This is a genomic window from Planobispora longispora (genome assembly GCF_016863135.1).
Taxonomy (GTDB): domain Bacteria; phylum Actinomycetota; class Actinomycetes; order Streptosporangiales; family Streptosporangiaceae; genus Planobispora; species Planobispora longispora.
On sequence record NZ_BOOH01000063.1, the window covers coordinates 75024 to 100370 of the forward strand.

Annotated in this window: 15 protein-coding genes; 2 read left to right on the forward strand and 13 right to left on the reverse strand. The window is 73.9% G+C overall.

Annotated features, from left to right (window positions below; translation table 11 throughout):
* Positions 1 to 103: 103 nt before the first annotated feature.
* Complete coding sequence (locus Plo01_RS35510) at positions 104 to 1591, reverse strand: AMP-binding protein (protein ID WP_203895158.1); 1488 nt, start codon at positions 1589 to 1591, stop codon at positions 104 to 106.
* Between the two features lie 21 nt (positions 1592 to 1612).
* The gene (locus Plo01_RS35515; protein ID WP_203895159.1) at positions 1613 to 2671 is read right to left on the reverse strand and encodes an LLM class flavin-dependent oxidoreductase; all 1059 of its coding nucleotides are present in this window, start codon (positions 2669 to 2671) and stop codon (positions 1613 to 1615) included.
* Positions 2672 to 2860: 189 nt separating this feature from the next.
* On the opposite strand from Plo01_RS35515, the gene Plo01_RS35520 reads away from it, so the two are divergent.
* On the forward strand, positions 2861 to 4261 hold the full coding sequence (locus Plo01_RS35520; protein ID WP_203895160.1) for an alpha/beta fold hydrolase: 1401 nt from the start codon (positions 2861 to 2863) through the stop codon (positions 4259 to 4261).
* A 30-nt stretch (positions 4262 to 4291) separates the two neighbouring features.
* Here Plo01_RS35520 and Plo01_RS35525 read toward each other — a convergent pair whose 3' ends face one another.
* The 4 genes from Plo01_RS35525 to glnII all read right to left on the reverse strand — a co-directional run bounded on the left by Plo01_RS35525 (position 4292) and on the right by glnII (position 9069).
* Positions 4292 to 4540 (reverse strand): SCO4226 family nickel-binding protein, encoded by a 249-nt coding sequence (locus Plo01_RS35525; protein ID WP_203895161.1) that lies wholly within the window; start codon positions 4538 to 4540, stop codon positions 4292 to 4294.
* A 150-nt stretch (positions 4541 to 4690) separates the two neighbouring features.
* On the reverse strand, positions 4691 to 6106 hold the full coding sequence (locus Plo01_RS35530) for an ATP-binding protein (RefSeq protein ID WP_203895162.1): 1416 nt from the start codon (positions 6104 to 6106) through the stop codon (positions 4691 to 4693).
* Positions 6103 to 7821, reverse strand: a complete 1719-nt coding sequence (locus tag Plo01_RS35535; protein WP_203895163.1) for an NAD(P)/FAD-dependent oxidoreductase — start codon at positions 7819 to 7821, stop codon at positions 6103 to 6105. Before Plo01_RS35535 ends, Plo01_RS35530 begins: the two co-directional genes overlap by 4 nt.
* A 228-nt stretch (positions 7822 to 8049) precedes the next feature.
* Positions 8050 to 9069, reverse strand: coding sequence for a glutamine synthetase (glnII, locus tag Plo01_RS35540; RefSeq protein ID WP_203895164.1), 1020 nt, complete (start codon positions 9067 to 9069; stop codon positions 8050 to 8052).
* 210 nt (positions 9070 to 9279) lie between these two features.
* On the opposite strand from glnII, the gene Plo01_RS35545 reads away from it, so the two are divergent.
* Positions 9280 to 9954, forward strand: coding sequence for a ThuA domain-containing protein (locus Plo01_RS35545; protein ID WP_203895165.1), 675 nt, complete (start codon positions 9280 to 9282; stop codon positions 9952 to 9954).
* A 24-nt stretch (positions 9955 to 9978) separates the two neighbouring features.
* Here Plo01_RS35545 and Plo01_RS35550 read toward each other — a convergent pair whose 3' ends face one another.
* The 7 genes from Plo01_RS35550 to Plo01_RS35580 form a co-directional block, all read right to left on the reverse strand.
* On the reverse strand, positions 9979 to 10632 hold the full coding sequence (locus Plo01_RS35550; protein WP_203895166.1) for a MerR family transcriptional regulator: 654 nt from the start codon (positions 10630 to 10632) through the stop codon (positions 9979 to 9981).
* 65 nt (positions 10633 to 10697) lie between these two features.
* Complete coding sequence (locus Plo01_RS35555) at positions 10698 to 11507, reverse strand: SAM-dependent methyltransferase (protein WP_203895167.1); 810 nt, start codon at positions 11505 to 11507, stop codon at positions 10698 to 10700.
* Positions 11508 to 11648: 141 nt separating this feature from the next.
* The gene (locus tag Plo01_RS35560) at positions 11649 to 13466 is read right to left on the reverse strand and encodes an AMP-binding protein (protein WP_203895168.1); all 1818 of its coding nucleotides are present in this window, start codon (positions 13464 to 13466) and stop codon (positions 11649 to 11651) included.
* Positions 13467 to 13470: 4 nt separating this feature from the next.
* Positions 13471 to 18837: a type I polyketide synthase gene (locus Plo01_RS35565; RefSeq protein ID WP_239317702.1), complete on the reverse strand. Its 5367-nt coding sequence runs from the start codon at positions 18835 to 18837 to the stop codon at positions 13471 to 13473.
* Positions 18834 to 22328: a non-ribosomal peptide synthetase gene (locus Plo01_RS35570; RefSeq protein ID WP_203895169.1), complete on the reverse strand. Its 3495-nt coding sequence runs from the start codon at positions 22326 to 22328 to the stop codon at positions 18834 to 18836. Before Plo01_RS35570 ends, Plo01_RS35565 begins: the two co-directional genes overlap by 4 nt.
* The gene (locus tag Plo01_RS35575; RefSeq protein ID WP_203895170.1) at positions 22325 to 24619 is read right to left on the reverse strand and encodes a lantibiotic dehydratase; all 2295 of its coding nucleotides are present in this window, start codon (positions 24617 to 24619) and stop codon (positions 22325 to 22327) included. The genes Plo01_RS35570 and Plo01_RS35575 overlap by 4 nt, the downstream gene beginning before the upstream one ends.
* On the reverse strand, positions 24616 to 25347 hold the full coding sequence (locus tag Plo01_RS35580) for a thioesterase II family protein (protein WP_203895171.1): 732 nt from the start codon (positions 25345 to 25347) through the stop codon (positions 24616 to 24618). The genes Plo01_RS35575 and Plo01_RS35580 overlap by 4 nt, the downstream gene beginning before the upstream one ends.

The following is a 25347-nucleotide window of genomic DNA, read 5'->3' on the forward strand; positions in this document are numbered from 1 at the left end:
CTGACGGCCGCCCCCGGGAGGTGTCCTGAGTGCCGGTCCGGGGAGCAGCCGCCCGGTGGACCGGCCCGGGCCCGGCTGCCCCGGCGGCCGGGATCCGGCGCGGTCAGGAACCGGGGTAGTTGCCGCCGCCGTGGGCGGCGTCGATGGCGTCGTAGTCCGGGGTGAACCCCCTCTTCGGGATGGACTCGGCGAAGACGACGTCCCGGGGCTTCTTGTAGGAGGCGAGCGCCCCCTTCACGTGCTCGACGATCTCCTCCGCCGAGGCGGCCCGCCCCTCCTTGAGCACCACGACCGCCTTCACCGCCTGGTGCCACCTCTCGTCGGGGACGCCGATCACGGCGGCGTCGGCGACGGCGGGGTGGGTCTTCAGCGCCCGCTCGACCTCGGCCGGGTAGACGTTCTCGTTCCCCGATTTGATCATGCGGAGCCGGGGCCCGATGAAGGTGATCGTGCCGTCGGGCTCGCGGCGGCCGAGGTCCCCGGTGTGGTGCCAGCCGCCCCGGGTCTTGGCCGCGTTCAGCTCCGGGCGGTTGAAGTATCCCGAGAAGAGCGACTTGCCGCGCGCGCAGATCTCGCCCGCCTCGCCCGGCGGCACCTCGGCTCCGGAGTCGTCCAGGAGCCGGACCTGGACCAGCGGCGAGGGCCGCCCGGCGAACCCGGCGGCGCCCGGGGCGAGGCCGAGGAAGGTCAGCATGCCGCCCACCTCGGTCTGGCCGTACCCGCCCATCTTGGAGCGGCACCACGGGGAGTCGTCCACGGTGATCATCGCGTCCCACTCGTCGGAGTGGGAGACGAAGCGCAGCGAGGACAGGTCGTACTTGCCGCCCGCGTTCGCGGCCACCACGGCGTCGATCATCTGCCCGAACAGGAAGGCCTGGGTGACCTTCTCCGCGTCGACGAGGCGGCAGACCTCCTCGGCGTCGAACGCGGGGGTGAACACGTTGGTCCCGCCGATCTGGAGCGTGGCCAGGCAGAACATCATCGTTCCGACGTGGAAGAGCGGGCCGTTGTTCAGGAAGGTGAACCCCGGTTCCATCTGCCGGACGACCAGCAGCGAGGCGCTGTGCGCGACCAGCGCGGCGCTGCTGAGCAGGGCGGCGTTCGGGCGCCCGTCGAAGGCGGCGGTGTAGAGCGCGAGGACGGGAGCCGTGTCGTCGGCGAACTCCGCGACGGCCTCGGCGGATCCGCCCGCGAGGAACGCCTCGTAGTCGGCGCCCGCGAGGATCCAGCCGTCCCCGCTGAGCGGGGCGGCGGCCTCGGACCGCTCCCAGACCACGACCTTCGGCGTCAGGTCCTCCAGGACGAACGACAGCTCGTCGGCCGACTGCCGCCAGTTGGCCGGGCAGAAGATCGCGCCCAGCCGGGACGAGGCGAGCAGCAGCTCCAGCACCGCGTGCGCGTTCTGACCGAGCCAGAGCACCCGCTCCCCGGCCGTGACCCCCCGCGCGGCCAGCGCGTTCGCCAGGCGGGTGACCCGTTCGTCGAGTTCGGGATAGGTGAGCCGCACCTCGCCGTCCGCCACGGCCGTCACCTGCGGGCGGCTGCGGGCGTGCTCGGCGAGGACGTCGGACAGGGTCAGCTGGTGGATCATCGCGCCTCCTGGGACGGGGGGTTACTGGAACGCGGGCATGACCTCTGCGGCGAAGAACCGCATGACCTTCTTCATCTCGTCCAGCGGCATCGGCCGGGTGCTGCCGAAGTCGCAGAGCAGGTTGGCGAAACCGGCCTCCTCCAGGAGCTTGATCTGGCCGATCACCCGCTCCGGGTCGCCGATGACCTCCAGCTGCTCCCAGCGGAAGTCGTTGGAGACCGAGCCGCCCTTGAGATAGCGGTCCTGGTAGTACTCGAAGCCCTGGGCGGCCTTGCCGGTCTTCGGGTCGATCGGCGCGCTCTTCTCGTTGAAGATCCGGGCCCGGTCGAACATCGCCTCGAAGCGGGCCTGGTCCTCGCGGGCCCGCTCGACGGTGGGCGCGACGTAGACGCTGCGGGCGACGACCAGCTCCGCCGCGGCCACGTCGTGCCCGGCCCGCCCCGCGGTCTCGCGCCAGGTCTCGGCCGCCTGGACCACTTTGCGGAACGGCGCCGCGGGGTCGGCGAGGACGGGCAGGCCGCGCTCGGCGTACATGGTCACGGTCTCGGGGGAGACCGCCGCCACGTGGACCGGCGGGTACGGGCTCTGCGCGGGCCGGGGGACCAGCTCGACCTCGGTGCCGGTCCGGTAGAACTTGCCGTCGTAGCGGAAGACCGGGTTGGTCCACAGGCCGAGGATCACCTCCAGCGCCTCGTTGAACCGGTCACGCGCCTCGGCCAGGTCGATGCCGAAGCCCTCGAACTCGAAGCTCTGGTAGCCGCGCCCGATGCCCAGCTCCAGCCGTCCGCCGGAGAGCAGGTCCACCATGGCCGCCTCCTCGGCGACGTGGACCGGGTTGTGCAGCGGCAGGACCACGATCCCGGTGCCGAGGCGGAGCCGTTCGGTCCGGGCGGCCAGGTGGGACAGCATGGTGAACAGGTTGGGCACGACCCCGTAGTCGCGGAAGTGGTGCTCGGCCAGTCGCACCCCGGTGAACCCCAGCTCCTCGGCGAGTTCCGCCAGCTCCAGGTGGTAGTCGTAGACGTCCTTGAAGCTCTGGCCGTCGAACCGGTGGAAGAGGTGGAAGGTCGAGAACTTCATCGGCGTCCCCTGGCGGTCGTCTCGGTGTGTCCCGTGCCGCGCTCCGGGTACGGCGAACCGTACGAAACCAAGCGCTCGCTTGGGAGCGTATCAGTGGTTGGCGCGGACGGTCCAGGTGACGGGGGCGCGCCGGCGGGCCCGGGAGTGGCCGCGTCATCGGGAGAGGCGCGAACGGGTACCGTTTCGCGGGTGACCGTCCAGCTGCCCGGTGTCGAGCTCACCGACCACGTCTTCGCCGTTCCCCTCGACCACGCCGATCCCGGCGGGCCGACGATCGAGGTCTTCGCCCGGGAAGCGGTCGATCCGGGCCGGCGGGACCACGATCTGCCCTGGCTGCTCTTCCTGCAGGGCGGTCCGGGCGGCAAGGCCCCGCGGCCGAGGGGGGCCGACGGCTGGCTGGGACACGCGCTGAAGACCCACCGGGTGCTCCTGCTCGACCAGCGGGGGACCGGCCGGAGCACTCCGGTCACGGCCGCCACCCTGGCCGGGGCCGCCGTCCGGGCCGGATCCGTCTCCACCGCCGGATCTGCTCCCACCGCCGGGCCCGCTCCCGCTCCCGCTCCCGCTCCCGCTCCCGCTCCCGCTCCCGCTGCCGGGTCCGCCGGTTCGTCCGGGCCCGCCGCCGCGACCGATGAGGAGATCGCCGCCTATCTCAGGCACTTCCGGGCCGACGCGATCGTCGCCGACGCCGAGCTGATCCGGCGGCGGCTCTGCGGGGACGACCGGCCGTGGGAGATCCTCGGCCAGAGCTACGGCGGGTTCATCACGCTCACCTACCTGTCGCGGGCACCCGAAGGGCTGAGGGCCTGCTACGTCACCGGCGGCCTGCCCGGTCTGACGGCCACCGCCGGCGACGTCTACTCCCGCACCTACCCCAGGGTCCGCGAGAAGGCGGCCCGCTTCTTCGCCCGCTACCCCGGCGACAGCGCCCGGCTGGACGCGATCGCCGACCACCTGAGCCGGGAGAAGGTCCTCCTGCCCGACGGGGACCGGCTGACCGTGCGCCGCCTGCAGACGCTGGGCATGTCCCTGGGCACCGGCGACGGAGCCGAATACCTGCACTGGCTGCTCGACGAGGCGTGGACCGGGGACGAGCTGTCGGCCGCCTTCCGCTACGAGGTCATGACGGCCACCGGTTTCGTGGGCAACCCGCTCTACGCGGTCCTGCACGAGCCGATCTACGCCCAGGGCGCGGCCCCCGCGTGGGCGGCGCACCGCCTGCTGCCGGAGGAGTTCGCCGAGGACGCCCGCCCGCTGCTGCCCACCGGGGAAATGATCTACCCCTGGATGTTCGACGAGATCGCGGCTCTGCGCCCCTTCAGGGGGGCCGCCGAGATCCTCGCCGCCGACGGCGGCTGGCCCGCCCTCTACGACCCGGTACGGCTGGCCGCCAACCGGGTCCCGGTGGCCGCCGCCGTCTACTACGACGACATGTACGTCGACGAGCGCCTGTCCATGGAGACCGCCCGCGCGGTCGGCAACGTGCGGGCCTGGGTGACCAACGAGTGGGAGCACGACGGCGTGCGCGTCTCCGGCGGCAAGGTCCTCGCCCGGCTGATGGACACGGTCAAGGGCCTGCACGGCTCCTGAGCCGTGGTCCGGATCGTGAGGTCCGGATGGTCAGACGACCAGCGGCACAGGGTGGATCTCGTCGGCCGGGTGGCCGGCCCGCTCGTGGATGCGCTGTACGGCCTCGGCGCTGGGCGCGTCCGACAGGCAGTAGACGAGGCCCGACTCCGGGTCCGCCCACGCCTGCTCGAAAGTGACGCTCTCCTCGCCCTGGATCGCCAGGTCGGCGTCGTGCGCCTCGCGGAGCTGCTCCGCGGTGATCCCCTTCATGCCGTGGTGGACGTCCATGAACTTCGCCATGGCTGCCTCCTGGAAGAACTGGACCGGCGGCGTGCCGGACGTTCTTCTCAGGCTAATTTCACCGTGGATCCCGAAAAACCCTGAAAACCAAAAGCGAAGCCCTCGATCTCCATGGGCTTCCGGGAACCTCCGCCGGGCCCGCGGACGGGATCAGGCCGGCTGCTCGGTGAGGGGGAGGCGGACCTGGAAGCGGGTGTCGCCGGGGCCGGACTCCACGCGAAGGTCGCCGCCGTGCCGCCCGGCCACGATGCGGAAGGAGATGTCCAGGCCCAGACCGGTGCCCTCGCCGACCGCCTTGGTGGTGAAGAACGGTTCGAAGATCCGCTCGCGCAGGTGCTCGGGGACGCCGGGGCCGGTGTCGCAGATCTCGACCAGCGCGGTGGTGTCGTGTTCGAGGCGGGTGCGGACGGTCAGCGTGCCCGTCCCGGCCATCGCGTCCAGCGCGTTGTGGATCAGGTTGGTCCACACCTGGTTGAGCTCCCCGGCGTAGGCCGGCACCGGCGGCAGCGCCGCGTCGTAGTCGGTGGCCACGCTGATCCCCGGCGGGATCTTCCCGCGGAACATGGCCAGCGTGCTGTCCAGCAGCTCGCGCACGTCCACCGTCTGGTACGGCGCGCGGTCCATCTGCGAGTACTGCTTGGCGGAGGCCAGCAGCGAGGTGATCCGCTCGGTCGCGTCGACGACCTCGTCCAGCATCTGGGAGATCTCGATCGCCTCGGCCAGCCAGTGCACCGCCCCCGGCAGGTGGTCGTCGCCGACCTCGCCGCGGACCTTCTCCACCTTCTCCGCGCCGAACCCGGCGGCGACGAGGGGAGCGGCGACCTCCCAGGCGTCGTCGACCCCGGCGTCCTCCAGCGCGTCGCCCAGGGCGTCCTCGGCGTCGGATATCTCCAGCGGGGACCGGGCGGGCACGTTCGCCATGCCGGCCGCGCACTTCTCCTCCAGGTCCACCAGCGCGCGCAGCCGGTCGGGGGAGATGCCCGCCTCCGCCAGCCCGGCCAGCCGCCGCCGGGAGGATCGGACCTTCTCCCGCAGCTCGCCCACGGCCCGCGCGGCCGCGGCGGCGGGGTTGTTGAGCTCGTGGGTGAGCCCGGCGGTGATCGTGCCCAGGGCGGTCAGCCGCTGCCTGCGGTCGATGAGGTCCCGCTGGGCCAGGCCGCCCATGCGCACGCCGTCCAGCAGGTGCACCGCCATCGGGAACCACTCGTTCATCACCCGGCCGAACTCCGCGGCGGGCAGTGCGAAGAGCCGGGAGGGCCTGGTCGCGCGGAGCGAGTGGAGGTAGGTCTCGGGCGCGCGGTCGCGGAGGTAGGCGGCCACCGCCCCGGCGTAGACCCCGGGCTGGGAGGTGGGGGCCAGCGAGACGGCGCCGGACGGGGTGAGGGTGGACATCACGACCTCGCCCTCGACGAGCACGAGGAAGCAGTCGGCCGGGTCGCCCTGCCGTACGACCAGCTCGCCCGCCTCCGCCTGGCGGATCTCGCCGAGCGCGGCCAGCCGGTCGAGCCTGTCCTCCTCCAGTCCCTCGAAGAGGAACAGCCCGCGGAGCACGCCCTTGTCGATCATGCCTTCTCCAGGTAGCGGTGGACCAGGGCCACGGCCATCGCGCCCTCGCCGACCGCCGAGGCGACCCGCTTGATCGAGTCGGCGCGGACGTCGCCGGCGGCGAACACGCCGGGCACGTTGGTCTCCAGGTGGTACGGCTCACGCCGGAGCGGCCAGTTGCGGGGCCGGTTCTCGGCGACGGTCAGGTCGGGCCCGGTCAGGATGAAGCCCCTGGCGTCCCGCTCGACGGTGTCGCCGAGCCAGTCCGTGAACGGCTCGGCCCCGATGAACGCGAACAGCCGCTCGGTCTCGACCGTGCGCTCGCCCTCCGGGCCCTTCAGCGTGAGCCGCTCCAGGTGGTCGCCGCCCGCCGCGCCGACCACCTGGGTCCCGGTGTGCACCACGATGTTCGGGATCCGCGCGATCTGCTCGATCAGGTAGTGCGACATGGACTTCTCCAGCCCGTCGCTCCTGACGATCATGTGCACCCTGCTGGCGTACCCCGCCAGATGGACCGCGCCCTGCCCGGCCGAGTTGGCCGCGCCGACGACGTAGACCTCGCTGTCGCGGCAGTCGGGGGCCTCGGTCAGCGCCGCGCCGTAGTAGACGCCCGCGCCGATGAAGTCCTCCAGGCCGGGAGCGGCCAGTCGCCGGTAGGAGACACCGGTCGCCAGGATCACGGTGTGCGCGGCGATGCTGCCGCCGTCGGCGAAGCCGACCACCCGGGCCCGGCCCCTGACCTCCAGGCTGGTCACGGTCCGGGCGGTGAGCAGCTCCGCGCCGAACTTCAGCGCCTGGCGGCGGGCCCGGTCGGCGAGCTGGGAGCCGGAGACGCCGTCCGGGAAGCCCAGGTAGTTCTCGATGCGGGAGCTCTGCCCGGCCTGCCCGCCGGAGGCGTGCTGCTCCACCAGCACGGTGCGCAGCCCCTCGGAGGCGCCGTAGACCGCCGCGCCCAGCCCGCCGGGGCCGCCGCCGATGACGATCAGGTCGTAGAAGTCGGTGGCCGGGGCGGTGGACAACCCCACGGCGGCGGCCAGCTCGGCGGTGGCGGGCGCGGTCAGCACGGCGCCCTCCGCGGTGACCACCAGCGGCAGCGCGGCCGGGGCGGCGTCGGTGCCGAGGGCGTCCGGCCCGGGGGTGTCCGTGCCGACGGCGTCGGTGCCGAGGGCGTCGGTCCCGGCGGCGGCCAGCAGCTGCTCGCCCTCCGGGTCGTCCTCCAGCAGCCAGCGGTAGGGGACGTGGTTGCGGGCCAGGAAGTCGCGGACCTCGTAGGACCGGGCAGACCAGCGCGCTCCCACCACCCGCAGCTCGCCGGTCGTGCGGCGGTCGGTCCGCTGCCAGGCGTCGAGCTGGGCGTCGAGCACCGGATAGAACTTCTCCTCCGGCGGATCCCACGGCTTGAGCAGGTAGTGATCGAGGTCCACGACGTTGATGGCCTGGATCGCCGCGTCGGTGTCGGCGTAGGCGGTCAGCAGCACCCGGCGGGCGTACGGATACAGGTCCATGGCCTGTTCCAGGAACTCCACGCCGTTCATCTGCGGCATCCGGTAGTCGGCCAGGATCGCCGCGACGTCGTCGCCGCGCAGGCGCATCTCGCGGACGGCCTCGATGCCCTGCGCGGCCGTGTCGGCCCTGACGATCCGGTAGGAGTGTCCGTACCGGCGCCGCAGATCCCGCGCCACGGAGCGTGAGACGCCCGGATCGTCATCGACCGTCATGATGACCGGCTTGTCCATGCCTGCCTTCCCCCGCGTTATCGGCAATTCCCTCGAAGCATGTCATAACCGGACATGGCAAACGGCCGCCCCCCGAGGGCGGGGGCCTGCGCCGGAGGAACGCGAAAGGCCGCGGACACCCCCGGCAGAGTGTCCGCGGCCTCGGCGTGCGGCCCGGGCCGGCCGCCGCGTGTCGCGGGGCCGGGTTTCTCCGCGCGGCGCGCGGAGCGGATCGGGGCGGCGCGTGGATCAGACCAGGCCGGCCTTCTCCAGCGCGGAGCAGCAGGTGTCGACCAGCAGGCGGGTCACCACGTAGGGGTCGACGTTGGCGTTCGGGCGACGGTCCTCGATGTAGCCCTTCCTGTCGACCTCGACCTGCCACGGGATGCGGACCGAGGCGCCGCGGTTGGAGACGCCGTAGCTGAACTTGTTCCACGGGGCGGTCTCGTGGTGGCCGGTGAGGCGGTCCTCGATGCCGTGGCCGTACTGCTTGACGTGCTCCAGGGGCTTGTCGCCCTCGCCCAGCGCCTCGCAGGCGGTGATGATCGCGTCGTAGTTCTCGCGCATCGCCTTGGTGGAGAAGTTGGTGTGGGCGCCCGCGCCGTTCCAGTCACCCTTGGCCGGCTTGGGGTCCAGGGTGGCGGCGATGCCGAAGTCCTCGGCGACGCGGTAGAGCAGCCAGCGCGCGACCCACATGTGGTCGGAGACCTCGACCGGGCCGGCCGGGCCGACCTGGAACTCCCACTGGCCGGGCATGACCTCGGCGTTGATGCCGGAGATCTTCAGGCCGGCCTCCAGGCACAGGTCGAGGTGCTTCTCGACGACCTCGCGGCCGAAGACCTCGTCGGCGCCGACGCCGCAGTAGTAGCCGCCCTGCGGGGCGGGGAAGCCGCCGATCGGGAAGCCGAGCGGGCGGCCCTCCTTGAAGAAGGTGTACTCCTGCTCGATGCCGAACCAGGACTCCTGGTCGGCGTACTTCTCGGCCACCTCGGTCAGCAGCGCGCGGGTGTTGGAGGAGTGCGGGGTCATGTCGATGTCCAGGACCTCGCACAGGACCAGGACGTTGTCGCCGCCGCGGATCGGGTCCGGGCAGGTGAACACCGGCTTGAGCACACGGTCGGAGGAGTGGCCGTCAGCCTGGTTGGTGCTGGAACCGTCGAAGCCCCAGATCGGGAGCTCGTCGCCGTCCGCGAGGACCCGGGTCTTCGAGCGGAGCTTGGCGGTCGGCTCGGTGCCGTCAATCCAGATGTATTCAGCCTTGAAGGTCATCGCCGGTGTCCTTGGTGAGGGAGTGGTGTGCTGCCACTAGAGAGTCCCAAGTCGCGATTTCGCAGCCATTGCCCATATGTGAACGGGATGTTACATAGGTCCGTTTTGCCAGGCAGGGGGGTTACGGCGAGGTTTCACACCCTTGAGTGCACCGTTGTGAGCTGCGGTCATCCGCTGGCACGCGGACCGCTTCCGTGGTGAGGTGGAGCCGTGGCCCGAAACCTGATCCTCTCCGGAGGGATGTTCCACGATTTCGCCGCTACCTCCGCGGCTCTGGCCGGGACCCTCGCCGAGGTCGGCGTGGAGTCCGACGTCACCGAGGACATCGTCGGCGGCCTGGCCGACGCCCCCGAGTACCAGCTGATCACCATCAACGCCCTGCGCTGGCGGATGCGCCAGGACCGCTTCGCCGAGCACCGGCCCCGCTGGCGCTTCGAACTGCCCGCCGCGGCCCGTACGGCGCTCCTGGACCACCTCGAACGGGGCGGCGGCCTGCTCTGCATGCACACGGCCGCGATCTGCTTCGACGACTGGCAGGGCTGGCCCCGCGTGCTGGGCGGCTGCTGGGACTGGGCCAAGTCCCACCACCCGCCGCTGGGCTGGGCGAGCGTGCGGATCCACGACGGCCACCCGGTGGTCGACGGCCTGCGGGACTTCGACCTGGTGGACGAGGTCTACAGCGACCTGTCGGTCCTGCCCGGCGTGCAGCCGCTGGCCTCCTCCCTGGGCCAGCCCCTGATCTGGGCCCGCCCGATACGGCGCGGCCGGGTCTTCTACGACGCCCTGGGCCACGACACCCGCTCCTACGACAGCCCCATCCACCGCACGATCCTCCAGCGCGCGGCCCTGTGGCTCCTCAAACGCCCGGTCGCCTTCAGCGAGTGACCGCCGGGGCGCCGCGTCGTCCCCCTACTCCTCCGGGGAGGCCGCCGAGGCCCCGAAGAGCTGGGCGGAGGTGGACTCCTGGGCCAGGCGGCGCAGGACGTCGAGGGCGCGGCCGTGCACGACGGTGCCGACGACCAGGGCCTCCACCGCCTCCTCGCGGGTGCGGTCGAACGGGATGGTGCCGATCTCGTGCTCCATCACCAGCTCCATGGCCGCCTCGGCGTAGGGGCGCAGGGCTTCGCCGGTGGCGGGCAGGCCGAGCCGGGAGAGGGTGAGGATGACCTGGGCGAGCTCGTCACGGGTGGGGGCGCGGGGGGCGATCCGCCAGCCCAGCTCGGCGATGAGGCGGTCGGTCTCGGAGCGGGCCTCGTGCCACGCTTCGTCGTCGGGGTGGGACTCGATCTCCGGGGCGAGGGCGTAGTGGGCGGTGCCGAGGACGAGGTGCATGCTCAGGGTCTCGTCGTCCACGGCCGCGAGGACCTTGCGGATGGCCGCGATGGGCAGGCGGCCCACCTCCAGCAGCGCCCGGATCAGGCGGAGCCGCCGCACGTGGCGCTCGCCGTACTCCGCCCGGGTGGCGGAGGTCTGCTCCCCGGCGGGGAGCAGCCCCTCACGCAGGTAGTACTTGATCGTCGGGATGGGAACGCCCGAGGCGGCGCTGAGCTGGGATATCCGCATTATTGGATAGTACAGCTAGCCAATCACTGCGATCTGCGGGGCACGCCGGGACGGTCGTCGGACGGCTACGGCACCCTGGCCACCACGCCGAGGATGCCCGGCTTGCTCAGGTCGACCTCGGCGTCCCCCTCGAACTCCGGGCGCCAGGCCTGGACCGGGACGATGCCGGGCTCGAGCACCTCCAGTCCGTCGGTGTAGGCGGCCAGGTGGGCGGGCCCCCGCGGGGTGAGCGGTCCGGCGCTGGTGGGGCGGTAGGTGTTCTTCGCCCTGGTCTGCTGCTCGGTCGAGGTGGTGCCGAGGTGGCCGTGGGAGATCACCAGGTGGCTGCCGGGGGCCAGCTTCTCGCGGATCGCCGCGACGATGGCGGCGGCGGCGTCGTCGTCGGGGACGAAGTGCAGCATGGCCACCAGGAGCACGGCCACCGGCCGGTCGAAGTCGATGCGCGCGAGGATCTCGGGATGGTCGAGCAGCGCTTTCGGCTCGCGCATGTCGGCCTGGACGACGACGGTGTGGGGGTTGTCCTCCAGCAGGGCCCGGCCGTGCGACATGACGATGGGATCGTTGTCGACGTAGACGATCTGGGCGTCCGGGACGACCCGGTGGGCGACCTGGTGGACGTTCTCCTGGGTGGGCAGGCCCGAGCCGATGTCCAGGAACTGGCGCACCCCCCGGCCGGCGATCTCGGTGACCGCCTTGCGGAGGAAGTCGCGGTTGGCCCGGGCCACCGCCCGGACGTTGGGGACCGCGGCCATGAAATCCTCCGCGGCCCGGCGGTCGGCGGCGAAGTTGTCCTTGCCGCCCAGGTAGTAGTCGTACATCCGGGCCACGCTGGGGATCGTCGGATCGATCCCCACCGGCGCCTGCTCGTCGTCCATGACGCTCTCTTCCGACCCTGTCTGATCACTCTGACGGTGATGCTAGACGAAAGATTCGGGGGATTGATCACTATTCGTCATCTCTCCTCGATCTCACCGCGCCGGTTCGCGGCGTGCAGGCCGCGATCCGGTCGAGTGGCGTCAGGATCGCCGGCGCCGCCGTCGTAGAGCCGCACGAGCCGCGGGGGCGTCGCCTCCCGTTGCGGGACCGCTCGCCGTCTCCGCCTCCCCCGCCGCGAGGTGGCGCGCGAGGGCGGCGACGGTGGGGTGGGCGTAGAGGGTGGTCAGCGGGATGCGCCGGTCCAGGACGCCTTCGAGCCGCTGCTGGACCTTCGCCATGAGCAACGAGTGCCCGCCCTGGTCGAAGAAGGACCGTTCCCGGTCCACCTCCCGCACGTCGAGTACGGCGCTCCAGGCGGCGGCGATCTCGGTGGCGATCTCGGCGGCGATCTCGGCGGCGGGCCCGGCCTCCGCGGGCGGGTTCACCGTCCGCGCCGGGGCGGGCCCGGGGTGCGGGTCCGGCAGGGCGGCCGTGTCGATCTTTCCGGTGGGGGTCAGCGGCAGCGTGCCGACCGCGACGATCTCGGCCGGGACCATGAAGTCGGGCAGCACCTCGGCCAGCCGCTCGCGCAGGCCCGAGGTGCCGTCTCCCAGGACGTAGGCCACGATCTGCGGCTCGCCCCGGACCTCGCGGGTGACGACGGCGGCCCGCGGCGCCAGAGCGGCCAGCACGGCCTCGATCTCGCCGAGCTCGACGCGGTGGCCGCGGATCTTCACCTGCCGGTCGAGGCGGCCCAGGTAGGCCAGCCGGCCATCGGGAAGCCACCGTCCCAGGTCGCCGGTCCGGTAGAAACGCATGCCGTCCGGATCGACGCCGAACCTGGCCCGGTCCCGCTCGGCGGCGCCCAGATAGCCGGCCAGGTACGGGCTGCGGATGACGATCTCGCCCTCCGCGGGGTCCGGCCGCAGCTCGATCTCCACGCCGTCCAGGGGCCGCCCGATGGGCACGACCGGCTCGTCGCCCATCTCGGCCGCGGTCAGGTGGTTCTGGGCGACGAAGGAGATCTCGGTGGCCCCGTAGCCGTTGACGAAGACGCCGGAGGCGGGGAAGTGCCGCCGGAAACGGTCGAGGTCGTGGCGGACGACCTCCTCGCCGCCGAGGACGACGACCCGGACGCTCGACAGCACCTCTCCCTCGGAGAGGGAGTCCAGCAGATACCGATAGACCGTCGGCGTCGAGTGATAAATCGTGACTTGTCCGGCGACGAGCGCCTCCCTCAGCCGCCCCAGGCCGTGCAGCCGGAGGTCGACCGGCACCACGGCGGCCCCGTTGAGCAGCGCGGAGAAGCCGTCCGTCACCGCCATGTCGTAGCTGAAGGAGGAGACGACGCTGATCCGATCCGCAGGACGGATGCGCAGGTTGTTGGTGTGCGCCCGGATCTGGAACAACGCCCCCCGATGAGTCTGCACGACCCCCTTGGGGCGTCCCGTGGAGCCCGAGGTGAACAGGATGTACGCCGGAGAGCCCGGATCCACGGCGACGGGCCGGAAATCCGCCGCCGGCGGCACCGAGGTGAGGTCGACGAGGTCGCCGGCGAGCAGGTCCTTGTGCTCGGGCACGGTCACGATCAGCTCCGGCCGGGCCAGCTCGGCCATGCCCTCCAGGCGGGCGCGCGGATAGGCCGGATCGAGCGGCACGTAGGCGGCCCCGGCCGTGAGCACGCCCAGGATGGCGGCGACCATCCTGGGACCGTGCCCGACCAGGAGCCCGACCCGGGAGGCGCCGTGCACCGCCGCCGCCACGGCCTGGACCTCCCGTGCCAGCTCGGCGTAGGTGAGCGGGCCCTCCTCGCCGAGCACCGCGACCCGGTCGGGATGCTCGGCGACGACGGCCCAGAACCGGGCGGCGACGGACTCCTCCAGCCACTCCGCCCGGAACTCGCGGTGCTCGGCGTGCATCGGGCTACCTCTCTCGCGCCACGCGCGGGATCGTGAGGGCAGGGGTCGCCGGGGCGGACGCCGGGGCCGCCGGACCGGATGCCGGGGCCGCCGGCTGCTCGGCGCGGATCTGCTCGACCCGGGCGGCCATCTGCCGTACGGACGGAGCCTCGAAGAGCGTGCGCATCGGCAGCTTGACGCCGACCGCGGCCCGGGCCTGCGCGATCAGCTGGACCGCGATGAGCGAGTTCCCGCCGAGCTCGAAGAAGTCGTCGTCGGCGCCCACGTCGGGCACGCCCAGGATCTCGCTCCACACCCGGGCCAGCGCCGCCTCCACCTCGCCTTCCGGCGCGACGAAGTCCTCGCTCCGGACCGCCGGGGCCTGGGCCTCGAGGCTCTGGCGGGTCAGCCGCTCCCGCCGGGTGATCTCGTCGAGCGCGGTCGCGCTGATGACGACCTGCGGGCCGAGGTCGGCCGCGGCCAGCACGCGGAAGAACGCCTCGGCGCCGTCCGCGGGGCGGATGCCGGTGCCGGGGCTCCGGTCCCCGGCGCTCAGCGCCCCGGTCACCGCCGAGGCGTCGATGCGCCGCAGCACGAACTCCTCGATCTCCACGAGCACCCTGCCCGCCTCGTCCATCAGCGTCAGGTCGGCCGTGACGACCTCGGCGCCGCCGTCGCCCCTGCGCCGCAGGCGGCTGTAGAAGCGGTCCGGCAGCGGGGACCTGACCAGCAGCCGGCCGTAGCTCAGCGGAAGGTAGGCGCCGCCGCCGTTGCCCCGGCCGAAGGAGGTGGCCACGTCGAGCAGCGCGGGGTGCAGGCCCCAGTCGCCGGCCTCCGCCGCCACCGGCCCGGTCCCCTCGACGAAGGCGAGCTCCTCGCCCTCGGCCCGCCAGACCAGCTCGGGCGAGCGCCACCGCGGACCGAACGTCAGCACTCCGGCGTACTCGTCGTCCTGTACGGTCTCCGGCGTCATCGCGGCCTTCAGCGCCGCCACGTCCACGGCCGCGACCGGCGCCGGCCGCACCCACGCCGCCGCGCCCTGGGTGTGCAGCCGCTCGCCGGCGCGCACCTCGAAGGCCGAACCGCCGGTGAAGGCGACCACGAGCTCGGTCGCGGTGTCGTCCGGCACGGCCAGCGGCTCCAGGAAGACCACGTCGCGCAGCTCCACCGCGTGGTCCTCCCCGGGCGCCGGGACGACGGCCGCGAAGGCCGCCCTGGCGCATTCCAGCTGCCCGGTCGCGGGCAGCACCGGCACCCCGCCGATGCGGTGCTCGTCCAGCACCCAGTGGGTGTCCGCGGCCAGCGGCCCCGACGCCCGGTCGTGGGTACGGCTGCGCACGACCGGGTGGTCGACGGGCGTCCCCCCGGCGGCGGCGGCGGCTTCGGCGGTGGCGGCAGGACCGGTGGCGGCAGGACCGGTGGCGGGCGGGCCGGCGGCGTCGGCGGCGGCGGCCATGCCCACCTCCAGCCACGCACCCCAGTTGAGGCTCAGGACGCGGGTGTCGTGCCGGGCGCGGGCGAAGGCGTCCTGGAAGGCGTTCGCCGCGCAGTAGTCGACCTGGCCGAACCCGCCGCTGACGGCGGTGACCGACGAGCAGAGGGCGACGAAGTCCAGGTCGAGGTCGCCGAAGACGTCGAACAGCGCGGCGGTCCCGGTGACCTTGGGGTCGAGCACGGCCTGCGCGACGGCCCGTTCCTTGATCTCGGCCATGCCGCCGCCCGGCAGGCCCGCGGCGTGCACGATGCCGTGCAGCCCGCCGTGGACGGCCAGGACCTCCTGCCTGACCTCGCGCAGCCGGGCGGGATCGGTGACGTCGGCGGCCAGGACCGTCACCTCGCCGCCCGCCCGCTCGATCCGGGAGATCGCGCGCGCGGCCCTCGGCGTCACCGCGCCGCTGCGGCCGATCAGCACCACGCGGGCCCGCAGCCGGGTGCCGAGGTGCTCGGCGAGGGTGAGGCCGATGCCGCCCAGGCCGCCGGTGATCAGGTAGACGCCCTCCTCGCGCAGCCCGGTCCCGCCCTCGCCCAGCCGCACCGGCTGGAACTCGCGGACCCAGCGGCGCCTGCCGCGCAGGGCCAGCACGTCGTCCGCCGGTTCCCTGCGCAGCTCGGCCAGGACGGTCGCGGCGGGGGTGCCGCCGGACTCGAGGTCGAGGTGGCGCACCCGCAGGCCCTCGACCTCCAGCGGCACGACCCGGGCGATGCCCGCCACGAGCGCGTACTCCGGCCGGGTCAGGTCGGGGCCGCCCAGGGGGTCCTCGGTGCCGCAGGTGAGCACGTCGAGGCGGACCCCGTCGGCCCGCTGCGCCGCGGCCAGGGCCTGGACCAGGGAGAGCAGGCTGAAGAAGCCGTGCTCCTGCGCCTGGGCCGGGTCGCTGTCCAGCGCCCAGGCGTGCACGACGCGCGGGGGCGGGGAGTCGCCGAGCGCGCCGATCAGGGCGTCGTAGTCGGCGCGCTCGCCGGGCCGTACGGTGAACCCGCCGGGGCGGTCCGCGCCGGACTCGCCCGAGTGGTCCGCGCCGGGGTGGTCCGCGCCGGACTCGCCGGAGTAGCCCGCGCCGGGGCGGACCACGGTCACCTGGGCGCCCTGCGCCCGGAGCGCCGCCACCAGTTCCTCGCCGCGCTCCCCGCTGACGAAGGCGAGGCAGCGGGTGACCGGCTCGCCGAGCGGGGAGGGCGCGAGCTGCCGCCACGCGGGGATCTCGAACCAGTCCTCCAGCGCCCGGGGGCCGGAGGGCCGCGCCTTCGGTGCGGCCCCGGCCTCACCCGGCGGGATGAAGCGGTACTCCCGCTCGTAGGGGTAGCCCGGCAACGGCACCCGGCGGCCCCGGCCGCCGTCCACGGCGACCGGCACCCCGGCGGACCACAGCCGGGCGGCGGAGCCGTACAGCACCTCCAGGTCGCCGGCGCTCTCGCCGGGGCCGGGCAGGCTGGCGAGCGGGGGCAGCACGTCCTTGGCTCCGCGCAGCTGCATGCGGGCGAGCTGGGCCAGCTGCTTGCCGGGCCCGCACTCCAGCATCACCCAGTCCTTGTCGGCCAGCAGCCGGGCCACGCAGTCGCCGAAGCGCACCGGGCGGCGGATGTGCCCGGCCCAGTAGGCCGGGTCGACGGCCTGCTCGGGGGTGATCCAGTCGCCGGTCACGTTGGACAGGAACGGCAGGGCGGGCCGCTGCCGCGGCACGGCGGCCACGAGGGACTCGAACTCCGCCAGGACGGGCTCCATCATCGGCGAGTGGAAGGCGTGCGAGGTGCGCAGCAAGGTGGCCTTGACGCCCTTGCCGTCGAGCAGCTCGGCGAAGGCCGTGATCGCCTCCTCCGTCCCGGCCACCACGCAGGTGCCCGGGCCGTTCACCGTGGCCACGCTCACCCCGTCGACGAGCAGATCGGCGATCTCCCGCTCGTCCTTCATCACCGCGAGCATCGAGCCGGCGGGCATCGACTGCATCAGCCGCCCGCGCGCCGCCACCAGGCGCAGCGCGTCGGGCAGGGTGAACACCCCGGCGAGCGTGGCGGCGACGTACTCCCCGACGGAGTGGCCGATCATGCCTGCGGGCTGCGCGCCGGACTCCTGCCAGAGCCTGGCCAGCGCGTACTCCACGGTGAACAGCGCGGGCTGGGTGAAGCGGGTCTCGCGCAGCTTGTCGTCGCCGCCCTCGGCGAACATCAGCTGCCTGATGTCCTCGCCCAGCTCCGCGCGGAGGAGCTCCGCGCACTCGTCGACGGCGGCGGCGAAGGACGGCCGGGCCGCGTAGAGCGCGGCGCCCATGCCGGCGTACTGCGCGCCCTGCCCGGAGAAGAGGAAGGCCACCTTGGGCGGCGCGCCGCCCGCGTCCCCGGACGGGTGCCGCCTGCGGTCGGTCAGCGCGCTGACCGCGCCGGCCGGGTCGGCGGCCACGACGGCGACGCGGTGCCGCAGCTCCGGCCGGCCCACCCGCAGCGTGTGGGCCACGTCGGCGACGGAGAGCTCGGGGTGCTCGGCGAGGTGCTCGGCGAGCTGGGTCCGCATGGTGTCGAGCGCGCTCTCGGTGCGGGCCGAGAGCCGCAGCACCTGCGGCTCCCGCACGCTCGTGGCCGCGGCGGGGGGCGGCGCCTGCTCCAGGATCACGTGGGCGTTGGTGCCGCCGATGCCGAAGGAGCTCACCGCCGCCCGGCGCGGGCCGTCCTCCCACTTGGTGGGGGCGGAGACCACATAGAAGGGGCTGGAGTCGAAGTCGATCGCCGGGTTGGGCCGCTCGAAGTTGATGCTGGGCGGGATCAGGCCGTGCTCCATGGCGAGCACCGCCTTGATCACGCCGACGACGCCGGAGGCCTGGCTGAGGTGGCCGATGTTGGACTTCACCGAGCCGATGCCGCACCAGCCGCGATCGCCGCTGCTGCGCCGGTAGACCTCGCTCAGGGCGGCCACCTCGATGGGGTCGCCGAGGGCGGTGCCGGTGCCGTGCGCCTCGACGTAGCCTATGGTGCGCGCATCCACCCCGGCCATGCCGAGCGCCTCGGCGATCACCTCGGTCTGGCCCGCGTGGCTCGGCGCGGAGAAGCCGATCTTGTTGCTGCCGTCGTTGTTGATCGCGTTCCCCAGCACCACGGCCCGGATGTGGTCGCCGTCGGCCAGCGCGTCCTCCAGGCGCTTGACCACGAGCACGCCGACGCCGCTGCCCCAGATGGTGCCGTCCGCGCGGGCGTCGAACGGCCTGACGTGCCCGTCGGAGCTGGTGAAGCCGTCCATGGCCGGGTAGCCGGCGCCGTGCGGCAGTTCCACGCAGATCCCGCCGGCCAGCGCCATGTCGCACTCCCCGTTGCGCAGCGACTCGCAGGCCAGGTGCAGGGCGACCAGGGAGGAGGAGCAGGCGGTGGTGACGGTCATGGCCGGCCCACGCAGGTTGAGCCGGTAGGAGACCGTGGTGGCGACGTAGTCGATGTTGTTGCCGATCGACATGCCGAGCTTGACCGCGTTGCTGTCCAGGTCGGGGTTGGTCTGCAGGTTGAGCCACTGGTACTGGCTGGGCCCGGATCCGCCGTAGACGCCGATGGCGCCCTCGTAGGTGCCCGGGTCGTAGCCGGCGTCCTGCAGCGCGGCGTGCGACTGCTCCAGGAAGATCCGCTGCTGCGGATCGGCGAGCTCCGCCTCGCGCGCGCTCATGCCGAACAGGCGGTTGTCGAAGCCCTCCATGTCGATCATGACCGGCGCGGCCTTGACGAAGGAGGGGCGGGCCAGCTCCTCCGGAGTCGCGCCCCCGGCGAGCTGCTCCTCGTCGGTGAAGAAGGTCACCGACTCCACTCCGTCGACCAGGTTGCGCCAGAACCGGCCGAGATCGTTCGCGCCCGGCACGCGGGCGCTCATGCCGATGATGGCGATGGGCTCGGCGCCCGAGTCGTTGGACAACTCTGTCACTGTCTCCTCCTGCGCTTGTCCCGCTGCTGGCGGCGTGTGTCGGCACGCCGGTCGGCGCGGCTCAGTTCCGGATTCGCGGCCTCGCCGTCGAGGTGGGCGGCCAGCGCGCGTACGGTCGGGTAGCGGAACAGGTCCACGACCGTCACCTGGCGCCCGGTCAGGGCGGCCAGCCGGTCGCGGACCACGACGACGGCCATCGAGGTGCCGCCGACGTCGAAGAAGTTGTCGGTCGCGAGCACACCGTCGCGGCCGAGCACGTCCCGCCAGATCCCGGCGAGCAGCCGCTCGGTGTCGGTGGCGGGCTCCGCGCGGGGCCCGGATTCCGGCCGTACGGCCCGCTCCGGCTCGTCCGCCACGCCGTGCGCGAGCGCGGCGGCGTGCCTCAGCTCGAAGCCGGCCGCGGGGGCGTCCGGCTCGGCCACCGCCCGGCCGAGCAGGTCGGTGAAGGACCGCAGCAGCAGCCCGACGCGCTCGGCGGTGTAGAGGTCGGTGTTGTAGACGAGGTCGACCGCGTACCTCCCGTCCCGCTCGACGACGTAGACCGTCAGGTCGAACGGGGAACCCGCGGGCGCCGGCACGATGCCGGCGGAGCTCAGCCCCTTCAGCTCCAGCCGCGGCTCCGGGAAGTTGAAGACGTTGAAGAGCACCTGCACCAGCGGCGCCCGGCCGGGATCGCGGCGTATCGCCAGCGCCCCGACGATGTCCTCGATGGCGGCGCCGGGCCTGGCCATCGCGTCGATCATCGCGTCGGCGCAGCCGCGCACCCGCTCCGCGAAGGAGGCGTCCCCGGCCGAGCGCAGGCGGATCGGCACGATGTCCACGAAGAAGCCGATCAGGTCCTGGAACGCCTCGTGCCTGCGGTCCGCCGCGGGGACGCCGACCACGATGTCGTCCCGGCCGGTGACGCGCCGGACCAGCTCGGCGAAGGCGGCCAGCCACACGCTCGGCGCGGTGGCGCCCAGCCGTACGGCCAGCTCGCGGACGCCCGCCGTGGTCTCCGCGCTCAGCGTGGCGGTGACCAGGGCGCCGGCGTGGCTCTGCACGGCCGGTCGCGGGCGGTCCCTGGGCAGGTCGAGCGTCGTGGGGGCGCCGGCCAGCGAGCGGGTCCACCAGGCCAGGTCCTCCCCGGCCCGCCTGCCGTCCCGCGCCGCCCGCCAGGCGGCGTAGTCGGCGAAGGTCGCCTCCGGCGGGTCCAGGACCTCGCCGGCGTAGGCGCGGGCCAGGTCGTCGAAGAACGGGCCCTCCGACCAGCCGTCGAAGACGGCGTGGTGGAAGGTCACCGCCAGCACGTGGTCGTCCGGGCCCAGCCGGAGCAGCCTGGCCCGCCAGAGCGGGCCGCGCGCCAGATCGAAGTGCTGGGCGCCGGCCCGGTCCAGCCAGGCGCGGACCCCGTCCGGCAGGTCGTCCGCCCCGCCGCCGGATCCGGCGCTCAGCCCGTCCGCCCACGCGCCCGGCCCGTCCGGCCCACTGCCCGGTGCGCCGCCGGGTCCGGTGGGTCCGCCAGGCCCGTCCGCCCCGCCGCCCGGCGCGCCGTCCAGGGTCTCGACGGCCACCCGCACGGGTTCGGGTGCGGACACCTCCACGCGGGGCACGCCGTCGTCGTCGGGCACCCGCCAGCGGAGCACCTCGTGCCGCTCGGCCACCGCGGTCAGCGCCCGCTCCAGCGCCGTCACGTCGAGCGGGCCGCGCAGGCGCTCGGCGAGCGCGATGTTGTAGGCGACGCTGCCGGGGAAGAGCCGCTCCAGGAACCACAGCCGGCGCTGCGCCGCGGTCAGCGCGGGCGGGCTGCCGGAGGGCAGCTCCCCGGCCACGGGAGGCGCCGCCTCCACCAGCGCCGCCAGCGCGCCGAGGGTGCGCGCGGCGTAGACGTCCTCCACCGCCACCTCGCGCCCCAGCGCCGCGCGCAGGCCGCTGACCAGGCGCATGGCACTGATGGAATGCCCGCCGGAGGCGAAGAAGTCGTCCTCCAGCCCGGGGACGCGGTCGAGCACCTCGGCCCACACCCCGGCCACGGCGCGCTCGGCCGGCGATCGCGGCGGCGCGCCCAGGGCCGGCGCGTCGGGCACCAGCGCGCGCAGCGCCCGGACGTCGACCTTGTCCGAGGAGGACATCGGCAGGCCGGGCAGGATGAGCACCTCGGCGGGGACCATCACCTCGGGCAGCCGCCGGGCGCAGTGCTCCCGCAGCAGGTCCGGGCTCACGCCGTCCGCGGTGCAGAAGGCCACGAGCCGGACGCCCGCCGGACCCTCGACCGCCTCCACCACGGCGTGCCCGACCCGCGGGTGCCCGCGCAGCACGGTCTCCACCTCGCCGATCTCCACCCGCTGCCCGCGGATCTTGATCTGCCGGTCGATCCTGCCCAGGAACATCAGGTTCCCGTCCGGCTGCAGCGTCACGAGGTCGCCGGTCCGGTAGAGCCGCTCGCCGTCGCCGCCGAACGGGTCGGGAACGAAGTTCTCGGCCGTCAGGCCGGGCCGCCCCAGATATCCGCGGGCCAGCCCGACCCCGCCGACCAGCAGCTCGCCCGGCACGCCCGCCGGGACCTCGCGCAGCTCCCCGTCGACGACGTGGACGCGGTGCCCGTGCTGGGCGGTGCCGATCGGCAGCGGCCGGTCCCAGCTCCCGGCGGCCTCGAAGGCGGTGACCGACACCGTCGTCTCGGTCGGGCCGTAGTAGTTGACGAACCGGCGGCCCGCCCAGCGCTCCACCTGCTCGGGGCCGGGCGCCTCGGAGCCGGTGGCCAGCACCCGCCACTCGGGCAGGCGCGCCGGATCGAGCATCGGCAGCAGGGCGACCGGCAGGTCACCGCAGGTGACGCGGTGCTCGGCGCAGAAACGCTGGAGCCGTACGGGGTCGCGCCGGTCGTCCTCGCCCGCCAGCATCAGCGCGGCCCCGGCGGCCAGGTGCACGAACAGGTCGTGCACCGACACGTCGAACCCGAGCGAGGAGAAGGCGAGGCCGCGCGTGTCCTCGTCGACGCCCAGCAGTCCGATGTTCCTGAGCACGTAGGCGCAGGCGCTGCGGTGGCTGATCACCACGCCCTTGGGCGCGCCGGTGGATCCCGAGGTGTGCAGCACGTAGGCCGCGTTGCCGGGCAGCGCCGGGCACCGTCCGGGCGCGGCGGGCGGGCCCTCCACCGGGACGGTCCGCACCCCGTCGAACAGCTCCGCGGTGGACTCGTCGACCACGATCAGGCGGAGCCCCGCGTTCCGGATGATCTGCTCCCTGCGCGCGGCGGGGCCGTCGGGGTCGAGCGGCACGTACGCGCCCCCGGCCAGAAGCACGCCGAGCACCCCGGTGACCATGCTCGGCCGGCGTCGCAGGCAGACCCCCACCAGTTGCTCCGGCCCCACGTCCGGCAGCCGGGCGGCCAGCCCGCCCGCCCGCGCGGCCAGCTCGCCGTAGGTGAGGGTCTCCTGCCACTGCCGTACAGCGGGCGCCTGCGGGCGGCGCTCGGCCTGGGCCAGCACCAGATCGGGCAGCGTCGTCATCCCGCGCCTCCAGGAAGGGGATCGACCATGTGCATGCGCAATTCCGTGAAGTAGCGGCGGCCCTCGGCGTCGGACAGCCAGGTCTGGTCCGGGCCGGGGAGCATCTCGGAGACCGTCAGCCGCACGTCCCGCCCGGCGGTGAGGCGGGCCGAGCGGACCATCGAGCAGAGCAGGTCGGCGAAGACCGGGCTGGTGAGGTCGGCGTAGAGCGGTTTGATCTCCGTGGACAGCTTGACGAAGACCTGCTCGGGCAGGCCGAGCTCACGCCGCCAGCGGCGCACGGCCAGGTACCGCGCGCGCTCGCCGCCGGCGTCGGCCAGCCCCGTCGCGTCCACGGTGGTCCGCCAGGTGCGGCGGGCGACGACCAGCCGGTCGATGGTGATCCTCGGGGTGTGCCCGTCGCCTCCGACGAGCTTGAAGCCGTCCACGGCGTGGATCGACACCAGCTGCGAGAAGACCTCCAGCAGCGGCCGGGTCCTCCCGTCCGGCATGGTGGCCACCAGTTCCCCGTCCACCTCGTCGACCGGCACGCCCGTGGCGGGCACCAGCCGGTCGGGGTCGGCCCCGGGGGCGGCCGTCCAGCCCAGCTCGATGTCGGTCGGGTGGTCCAGCCCGTGCGTCACCCGGCCGGTGTAACGGGGCCACTCCACCGGGTAGAGGGGCCTGACCCGGTCGGGTCCCAGGTCCTCGGCCAGCGCGTCGCGCAGCGGGCCCGGATCGGGGTGGGCGAGGGTGAAGACGGCGCAGTCGAAGGTCGCCCAGGCCGCGTGCATCTCGCCCATGACCACCAGGTAGTCGCCGCGGTTGACCGCTTCGACGCTGTCGGCGCAGATCTGCAGGTCGGGGCTGTGCAGCCGGCCGTCCGACCAGCCGGGGCCGGCGGCGGCGAACGCGTCGGAGGCGGCCAGCCCGCGGGCGGTGAAGGTCAGCTCGGCGGTGTCCGGGGGGACCCGGTCCAGGCCGAACAGCTCCGACCAGCGGCGGGCGAACTCCTCGGCGATGGCGTCCACGGGCCGGGGACCGGCGCCGAACAGCATGCCCTGGGCGAGGTACCACAGGTCGGACAGGAGCACCGGGCCGTCCGCGCGCAGCTCCTCGTACAGCTCGCGCAGCGCCCGGCCGTAGGCCGTCGCCAGCTCGGCCGTGAGCCAGCGGGCGGCCCGGAGCATGAGCGCCATCGGCTCGGCGACGCCGTCGATCAGCGGCCGGCCCACGGTCACCCGCACGTCGCGCGTGGTGTCCTCGTAGACCAGGCCGCGGCCGGCGTAGGTCCGGCCGCTCCTGCGGACCGGGTCGGCGCCGGTGACCTCGCCGAACACCGCGCTGAGCGCCTCCATCGCGGCGCGCAGGGCGTCCGGGTCGCCCGCGGCGCGCGCCACCTCCCCTCGGGCGGACGCCAGCCGCTCCAGCCCGGCCAGGGCCCGCCCGCGCACGGCGGGGTCCTCGATGCCGGTCAGCAGCCGCCGGAGGTGTTCCTCGGCGTGCGGGCTCTGCGGCACGTCGCCCTGCCAGGTCAGCAGGCCGCGCCCGGCCAGGAGGTCGAGCTGCAGGAAGGCGTCGGCCTCGGTGCGGATGCCCGCCTGCCCGGTCACCTCGGCGGCCACGTCGACGGCCCTGCGCCTGCCGTCGCATCGCGACAGCAGCAGCGCCTCGGCGGCCGACACCGGGACGGGCGGCTGCGCCGGCCGCAGCACCCGGCGGCCGTCCAGGGTCAGCTGGGGCTGCAGGGCGGGCGGCAGCCAGCGGCGCACCGCGGGGTCCTCGGCCAGCTTCGCCGCGTACGCGCGCACCGCCCAGTCCTCGAAGAACACGCGGCGGTCCGACAGCGGCCGCCCGCCGGGCCGTACCTCCAGGGCCGGGCCGTCCTCCGCGCACCGGACCCAGGTCACCGGCCCGAAGAAGCCCACCGTCTCGTTCTTGGCGCTGTAGCGCTGCCAGTACTTGACGGCGACGCGCTCCCGCTCGCGCCGCCTGCTGTCGCGCCGGCCGCCGCGGGCCAGGGCGTCCAGCGCGACCAGGGCGCCCCGGTTCTGCCAGGTGATCGCCTCGCGGAAGAGCGGGTCGGCGGCGATCCGGGTCAGCTCGTCGCCCAGCTCCTGACCGGTCTCCGTGAGGATCTTGTCGAAGTCCTCCGCCGGGAGCTCGCCCGAGAGCAGCGCGTCCGCCGCCCGCGCGCAGCCGGGGGCGGACAGGCGCGTCAGGCCGTCGGCCGGGAAGCCGGTGCTGCGCAGCAGCGCCTCGCGCCACACCCACCAGCCGGTGTCGCCGAGCGGCATGCGGTGGCCGCTCATGCGCGCACCCGGTCCAGGATGTGGTCACGCCGCTCGCGCAGGAAGAAGTGATCGCCCGGCTCGACGCCGAGGGTGAACCCGGCGCTCGTGTGCCCGGCCCAGTCCCGCATGACCTCGGCGGGGACCGACCTGTCGTCGGCTCCGGCGAAGCCCTCGATCGGCACCCCGATCGGCGGACCCGGACGGTAGACGTACTCGCGCAGCCAGGTGAAGTCCGCGCGCAGGACCGGCAGGACGAGCTCGCACAGCTCCGGCTCGGCCACCAGCTCCTCCGGCAGGCCGCCGAGCTCGATGAGCCGGCTGAGCATCTCCTCGTCGGACACCTCCGCCAGCTCGGCGAGCGGTTCCACGTGGTCCGGCGGCCGGCAGGCGCCCACGTACAGCCGCCGCGGCAGCCGCTCGCCCCGCCTGGTCAGCTCGCGGACCACCTCGAAGCCCAGCGTGCCGCCCATGGAGTGCCCGTAGATCGCGTACGGCCGGTCGGCCCGGGCCGAGACGGCGTCGGCGAGCTCCCCGATGTCGACTCCGAAAGGCTCGGAGAAGCGGCCCTCCCGGCCCGGCAGGACCATGGACAGCACCTCGATCCCGGGCCCCGCCGCGGCGGCCCAGCCCTGGAAGGCCCCCGCCCCGGCGCCCGCCCACGGCAGGCAGAACAGCTGCATGGGCGCCGCGTGGCGGGGTTGCGGGACGGAGAACCAGTGCTCGAGCGAGCCGGTGCCGGGTCTCAT

Coding starts and splice junctions, on each gene's coding strand:
- Plo01_RS35510 (WP_203895158.1), bottom strand. CDS start 1,591: ATGATCCACCAGCTGACCCTGTCCGACGTCCTCGCCGAGCACGCCCGC.
- Plo01_RS35515 (WP_203895159.1), bottom strand. CDS start 2,671: ATGAAGTTCTCGACCTTCCACCTCTTCCACCGGTTCGACGGCCAGAGC.
- Plo01_RS35525 (WP_203895161.1), bottom strand. CDS start 4,540: ATGGCGAAGTTCATGGACGTCCACCACGGCATGAAGGGGATCACCGCG.
- Plo01_RS35530 (WP_203895162.1), bottom strand. CDS start 6,106: ATGATCGACAAGGGCGTGCTCCGCGGGCTGTTCCTCTTCGAGGGACTG.
- Plo01_RS35535 (WP_203895163.1), bottom strand. CDS start 7,821: ATGGACAAGCCGGTCATCATGACGGTCGATGACGATCCGGGCGTCTCA.
- glnII (WP_203895164.1), bottom strand. CDS start 9,069: ATGACCTTCAAGGCTGAATACATCTGGATTGACGGCACCGAGCCGACC.
- Plo01_RS35550 (WP_203895166.1), bottom strand. CDS start 10,632: ATGCGGATATCCCAGCTCAGCGCCGCCTCGGGCGTTCCCATCCCGACG.
- Plo01_RS35555 (WP_203895167.1), bottom strand. CDS start 11,507: ATGGACGACGAGCAGGCGCCGGTGGGGATCGATCCGACGATCCCCAGC.
- Plo01_RS35560 (WP_203895168.1), bottom strand. CDS start 13,466: ATGCACGCCGAGCACCGCGAGTTCCGGGCGGAGTGGCTGGAGGAGTCC.
- Plo01_RS35570 (WP_203895169.1), bottom strand. CDS start 22,328: ATGACGACGCTGCCCGATCTGGTGCTGGCCCAGGCCGAGCGCCGCCCG.
- Plo01_RS35575 (WP_203895170.1), bottom strand. CDS start 24,619: ATGAGCGGCCACCGCATGCCGCTCGGCGACACCGGCTGGTGGGTGTGG.
- Plo01_RS35580 (WP_203895171.1), bottom strand. CDS start 25,347: ATGAGACCCGGCACCGGCTCGCTCGAGCACTGGTTCTCCGTCCCGCAA.